Source organism: Actinocorallia lasiicapitis, from assembly GCF_054778695.1.
Window position 1 is genome coordinate 1 of sequence record NZ_BAAGZI010000370.1, and the last position, 5825, is coordinate 5825.

Annotated in this window: 4 protein-coding genes; 2 read left to right on the forward strand and 2 right to left on the reverse strand. The window is 71.9% G+C overall.

What is annotated here, in order from left to right:
• Nucleotides 1-182: 182 nt before the first annotated feature.
• Nucleotides 183-3680: a bifunctional glycosyltransferase/CDP-glycerol:glycerophosphate glycerophosphotransferase gene (locus tag ACYVE7_RS27830; protein ID WP_460368691.1), complete on the reverse strand. Its 3498-nt coding sequence runs from the start codon at nucleotides 3678-3680 to the stop codon at nucleotides 183-185.
• Nucleotides 3681-3706: 26 nt separating this feature from the next.
• Complete coding sequence (locus ACYVE7_RS27835; RefSeq protein ID WP_460368693.1) at nucleotides 3707-4852, reverse strand: glycosyltransferase; 1146 nt, start codon at nucleotides 4850-4852, stop codon at nucleotides 3707-3709.
• A gap of 226 nt (nucleotides 4853-5078) precedes the next feature.
• Here ACYVE7_RS27835 and ACYVE7_RS27840 point away from each other — a divergent pair, with 226 nt between their 5' ends.
• Both ACYVE7_RS27840 and ACYVE7_RS27845 read left to right on the forward strand, forming a co-directional pair.
• Nucleotides 5079-5609: a hypothetical protein gene (locus ACYVE7_RS27840; RefSeq protein WP_460368695.1), complete on the forward strand. Its 531-nt coding sequence runs from the start codon at nucleotides 5079-5081 to the stop codon at nucleotides 5607-5609.
• Nucleotides 5606-5825, forward strand: a 220-nt coding sequence (locus ACYVE7_RS27845; RefSeq protein ID WP_460368696.1) for a hypothetical protein, incomplete at its 3' end; no start/stop codon positions are given. The genes ACYVE7_RS27840 and ACYVE7_RS27845, both read left to right, overlap by 4 nt.

Here is a 5825-nt window from a genome sequence, read left to right on the forward strand (position 1 = left end):
CACCCACGACCCCCCACACTGACCCCGCCCCCCACCAGCCCACCCGCTCGCGCCGCCCAACATCGCGCGTGCCTTCGCACTGCCCGCGCTGCTTTGCCCGCGCTGCGCTGCTTTGCCCGGGCTGCGCTGCTTCGCGTTGCGCTGCCCGGGGTCCGCCGCGCCGCTCGTGTTGGTCGTGGTTGTTAGAGGGTGAGGAGGCGGTTTACTACTCGGGTGGCGGCTTGGCCGTCGTCGTGGGGGCAGAAGGTGGCGGCGAAGGTGTCGAGGGTGGGGCGGTGGTGGGTGGCGAGGGCGTCTAGGTCGCGGAGGGCGTCGATGACCTCGTCGCCGTCCTCCAGGATCGGGCCCGGCGGGGTGGCGACCAGGTCGAAGCTGAAACCGCGGATGTCGTCGCGGTAGGCCGCCAGGTCCGGGGTGAACAGGATGATGGGTTTGCCGAGCCCGGCGAAGTCGCACATGGCCGAGGAGTAGTCGGTGATGAGCGCGTCGGCGGCCAGATAGAGCTCCGTGACGTCCGTGTACCGGCCGACGTCGATGATGCTCCGCTCGCAGCCCTTCGGGATGCCGGTGTTGAGCAGGTGGTGCGGCCGGAGCAGCACCACGGTGTCGTCGCCGAGCGCTTCGACGGCCCGCCGCAGGTCGAGGGCGAGTTCGTGGCGGGCGAGGCCGCGGTGCGCGGTCTGCAGGTTGTCCCGCCAGGTCGGCGCGTACAGGACGGCCCGCTTCCCGTCCGGCACCCCCAGCCGCGCCCGGACGGCCGCCCTGATCCGCTCCCGGTCCGGCCCGTGCGCCCGGTCGTTGCGCGGATACCCCGACTCGAGGATCTCGCCGTCGTAGCGGAACGCCCGCCGCATCACGGCCGAACTGTAGGGGTTCTGGCTGACCAGCAGATCCCACTGTGCGACGTCGGCGGCGAACTCGCGGAGCCGCTGCTCACGCCGGTCGAGCGTCGCCCAGTTCATGTCGTAGCCGATGGTCTTGATCGGTGAGCCGTGCCAGGTCTGCAGATAGGTCTGCCCCGGCCGCTTCACGTAGCAGTTCGGCTGGGCGACGTTGTTGACCACGATCCGGGCGGTCGCCGTCATCTCGTAGTAGGCGCGGCTGTGCCGCTGCACGGACCGCGCCCCTTCGGGCAGCCGGAACGGCTGGTCGCCGGTCACCCACACCAGGTCGTACCCGGTGTCCCTGCGCCGCAGCTCCTCGAAGATCGCTTTGGGGTTGCAGGAGTACTGCCAGCCCCAGTAGCTCTCGAACATGATCGTGTCGCGGACCGGCAGCCGCCGGAACGCCGGATAGTCCCTTTCGGTGAGCATCCGCCGCGCGTACGGGCCGCGCTCGTCGTCGGGCCTCGCGACACGGGCGGCGAGGTGCAGCCCGTCGTCGGGCGACGGCCGGAGCCGGTAGTGGTGTCCCGCGGTCTCGTGCCCGTCGGGCAGCGACGCCTGGCAGGGCAGGGTCGCGGTCAGCGAGGTCGTCGGGTCGGTGAGCAGGAGGTCCCAGGTGCCGGGGGCGAGCGGCAGGGTCCCGGCCAGGCTGGTGACGGCCCCGAGCGGAAGATCGGCGCTGAACCGGTCGCCGTCCCAGTCCAGCGGCAGCGTGTGCTGCACTCCGGTGCGGCGGCGGCGCAGCAGCAGATGCGCGGGACGTCCGGTGATCTGGTGGTCGCCCGCGTAGTGCCCGCTCAGCCGCAGCAGATCCGGCGACACCCACGCGGACGACTCGATGACGAGCCGCCGCGGCACCGCGCGCACCGTCAGATTGGTGTAGCGGGTGACCGTCACCTGGCACGCCCACCCGGTCAGCGACCGGCTGGTCTCCGCGAACCCGGACGCGACGGACATCCGGCGTCCCTTCCCGTCCCGGTGCAGCCACAGATCCCAGTGGAAGGCGGACGCGACGGGTTCGGGCAGCGCAGCCCGCAGCCGCTCCAGCGGCAGCCGCCCCCGGAACCCCGACCGGCCCTCCTCGGCCGCGATCTCCGTGACGTCGACCGCGACGTTCACCCCGTTCTCCCGGCAGACCGCGGTCAGCCGCGACCCGGCCGGCAGCGCACCCGCGCACCATCCCTCGACGGTCAGCCCGTCCTCGTCCCACGTGTACCCGGTGGCGACGGCCCCGAGCCTGCGCACCCGCAGCGTCACCCCCGACCCGGACGGCACGAACTGCATCCGCGCCCCGCCCGGCAGGTCGAGGAACCCCGCCCAGACCGTCCATGACGGGAACCCGGAGACCTTGCCGTCGAGTTTGAGCCGCCGGGTCCGCCCGCCGACCCTGACCTGGATCTCCAGCTCCCAGTCGGCGTGCTGCCAGGACTGGACGTGCCTGAGCCGGGCCGGATCGAACTCGACGACGAACCCGGAGCCGTCGTAGCGGGCGGCGGGCTGGCGGGAGTCGGCCGTCACGTCAGTCCGCGGGACGCGCACCACGGGCAGCGCGATCCGGCCGCCGGTCTTGGTGTGCCGGAGCGTGATCTCGATCCGGTCCGACAGCTCCATGTCGAGCCCGCGGACGTAGGCGTGGCCGGTCAGCCGCACCCGCCGCGGCTCCCACGCGATCCGGTCGACGCGCGCGTGCAGCGTCAGCTCGTCGGTGGCGTCGAAGATCTGGGAGGGGATGTCGAGTTCGGCGGAGTCCTGGAAGGGGTGGCCGGCGTACCAGCGGCGGCGCAGCAGCCCGCGCGGTTCGATCCGGCAGGCGGGCAGCCCGGTCCGCTCGTACTCCCTGACCTTGATCAGTTCCTCGGTCCTGCGGGCGCGGACGAGGTGGTACTTGAGCCGTTTCACCGACGTGAGCCGGCCGAGGAGCGCCGGGTCGACCTGGTCGACGAAGCCGGAGACGGCGTCGCAGAGCGCTTCGCGGTAGGCGGGGTCGCCGTCCTCGAGGACGTCGAGGAAGAACATCAGGTCGTTGTCGAGGGCGGTCAGGTCGTAGGGGTTCTTCAGTTCGGGGGCGTGCCGCCGCAGGAACTCCGAGACGTTCCGCACGGACGCGACCCGGTCGCGCATGTTGCCGATCTCGGTGCGCCGCTGGGTGATGGAGCGTTCGCCGCTCTCCCGCTGCCGGTAGTGGTAGATCGTGTCGGACAGGACGTCGACGCTGGTCGCCAGCACGTGCGCGGGGATCGCGACGGGCGCGTCCTCGTAGGCGCCGGCCGGGAACGCGAGGCCGTGCCGTTCGTAGAAGGAACGGCGGAACACCTTGTTCCAGGCCGTCCGGTCGTGGAGGAGTTCGGGGTCGCGGCTGATATGGGTGCGTTTGCGGTTGCTGGCGAACGCCTTGCCGTAGAAGGCCGCGCGCCGCCGCCCGTCGGAGCTGAGGATCTCGACCCCGCCGGTGACCAGGTCGGAGCCGGTCTCCTCCAGGCAGGTGATCATCCGTTCGTAGGCGTGGGCGGGCACCACGTCGTCGCTGTCGGCGAACGCCAGGTACGCGCCGGTCGCGTGTGCCGCGCCGACGTTGCGGGCTGGGCCGAGCCCCTGGTTCTCCTGCTGGACGAGCCGGAACCGCGCGTCGTCGCGGGCGAACGCCTTGGCGATGACGGCGCTCCCGTCGGGCGAACCGTCGTCCACCATGATCACTTCAAGGTCGCGGAGGCTCTGCCGGGCGAGCGAGGCCAGGCACTCCTCCAGGTAGTCCTCGACGTTGTAGAACGGGACGACGACACTCAGCTTCACGGCCATGCGCTTCTCCAGGTCGGCAAAGGGGTTCAACGTTCGAGCAGGGCGAAGAGCCGTTCCCAGCGTTCGGCGACACGGCCGGGCGCGAACCGCTGCACGGAGTCGCGGGCGGCGCGCCCCATCCGCTTGCGGAGCTCTTCGTCCTCGATGAGCCGCCGGAGTGCGACGGCGAAAGCGGTGGTGTTCCCGGCGGGCACGACGAAGCCGTCGACCCCGTCGGTGATCAGTTCGGTGATTCCGGGCGCGCAGTCGAACGCCACGCACGGCAGCCCGTGCGCCATGGCCTCGAGGATCGCCATGGGGAAGCCCTCTTCGCGCGAGGTCAGCGCGAACACCGATCCGGCGCGCAGGGCGGGGCCGATGTCGGAGGTCGGTCCCGGCCACTGGACGCTCGCGGCGAGACCCAGGTCGGCGGTCATCTTCTCCAGGAAACGCTGCTCCTTTCCGCCGGACTTGTCGGATCCGTGGATGCGGAGCGTCCAGTCCTGGTGGTGGGGCGCGACCTGGGACCACGCTTCGAGCAGCAGGTCCTGGCCTTTGTCGTAGTCGAGGCGGCCGAGGCGGACGACGACGGGCTCGGTGAGCGTCGCGTGGCCGTCAGGGGTCACATGCAGGGCGTTCGGCAGGAAGTCGACGTTGGTCATGCCGTCGCGGGCGAACAGGTGGGCGTCGGTCTCGGTGAGGGTGAGGAACCGGTCGACGTCGGCGAAGTGGCGGAGCACCCGGTCGTGCCGGCCGGCGAGCCGGCACGCGGCGTGCGACTCGTGCACCATGCCGATGACCTTCATGCCGGGCGGCGCCGCCCGCGCGACCCACTCCATCCCCCACACCTCGGCGACGATCACCATGGCGCCGGGACGTGCCGCCCCGAGGAGCTCCGCCAGCCGGGCCGCGCCGTCGAGCCGCTCGTCGCGCAGCGCCCGCTGTGCGGCGTCGAACCGCTGCCGTCCCTTCAGCTCCCAGGGGCCGGGCGGGAACTTCGGATGCAGGACGGTGGTCCGGTAGGGGAACCCGCTGCCGTGGTCGTGGACCTGCCGCGGCCGCATGATCCCGATGACGTGGACGTTGTGCCCGCGCTCGGTGAACAACCGGCCCATATGGTGCACCCAGGTCTGCACCCCGCCGATGACCTCGAAGTTGTTGCAGACCAGGAAGAGGTCGCGCCCCCGCTCCATCGGTCTCCCTTCGCCGCGGATGTGTCCCGCGGTAGGGATGGTCATTCCGGAGCGGGATCTAACTCCAGCTGACCGAAACGCGAACAGACTTTGCCCACTTCAGGGGGAGGAACCGCGCGTCTCGGATGAAGGGGACTTCCCGCCCGGGACGGGGCGGGCAAAGAATGCGTCGAGCCGGGTGTCGCGGCGCGGGGACGGCGGGGCGGTGTCCCTAGCGTCGGCGGAGATGATCGAGTGGCTTGCGACGGTGCGGCGCCCGGCCGCCGCGTCCCGGCGTGCGGTGCGACGGCTGCGACGCCTCGGCGGACGCTGTGCTCGGCACGCCCTCCACCGGCTGCCCGCCAGGCGGGGCGGCCCACGGATCGAGACTGTCGCGCCGCAGGCGCAGGTCAGACGGGTCGTCACGGGCTGGGACTCCGTCACGGTGCACGGACGACTGCTGCCGGTTCCCGCCTCGGACGTCACGGCTTCGCTCGTCCCGGACCAGCCCGGGGGAGGGGAGCCGCAGTCCGTGCCGGTCAGTGTCGACGCCGAGGGGCGGTTCACGATCGTCGTGGAGCCGTTGCTGCTGCGCGACGGCCGCCGCCGGTTCGAGATCGCGGTCGACGGCCGCGGCGTCCCCCTGCTCGGAACGGGGAAGATCACCTATCCGGCGCGTCTGGTCGTGCTGTCCGATCGGCGACGCCGCTGGGTCCAGGCGTCCCGCACCGCCAAGGGCGGCCTCCGCCTCACCTGCACCCCGGAGGACGCGCAGTGAAGATCGCTTTCCTGGTCTCGGGCGTCGCCGACCCGCTCCACGAGCGGCAGGACGCGGTGGCGCTCGCCGACGCCGACGCCCTCGCCGCCGACCACGAGATCGAGATCATCTCCCTGGTCGCGGACGCCGCCCCGCCCGGCGCCCGTGTCCTCGCCGACCTATCGGGCCCCGTCCCCCGCCTCGCCCGCCCGACCCGGCTGACCGACGCCCAGCTCG

What these genes read in the sequence shown, in the direction of transcription:
- ACYVE7_RS27835 (WP_460368693.1), bottom strand. Translation starts at nt 4,852, where the DNA reads ATGGAGCGGGGGCGCGACCTCTTCCTGGTCTGCAACAACTTCGAGGTC.
- ACYVE7_RS27830 (WP_460368691.1), bottom strand. Translation starts at nt 3,680, where the DNA reads ATGGCCGTGAAGCTGAGTGTCGTCGTCCCGTTCTACAACGTCGAGGAC.
- ACYVE7_RS27840 (WP_460368695.1), top strand. Translation starts at nt 5,079, where the DNA reads ATGATCGAGTGGCTTGCGACGGTGCGGCGCCCGGCCGCCGCGTCCCGG.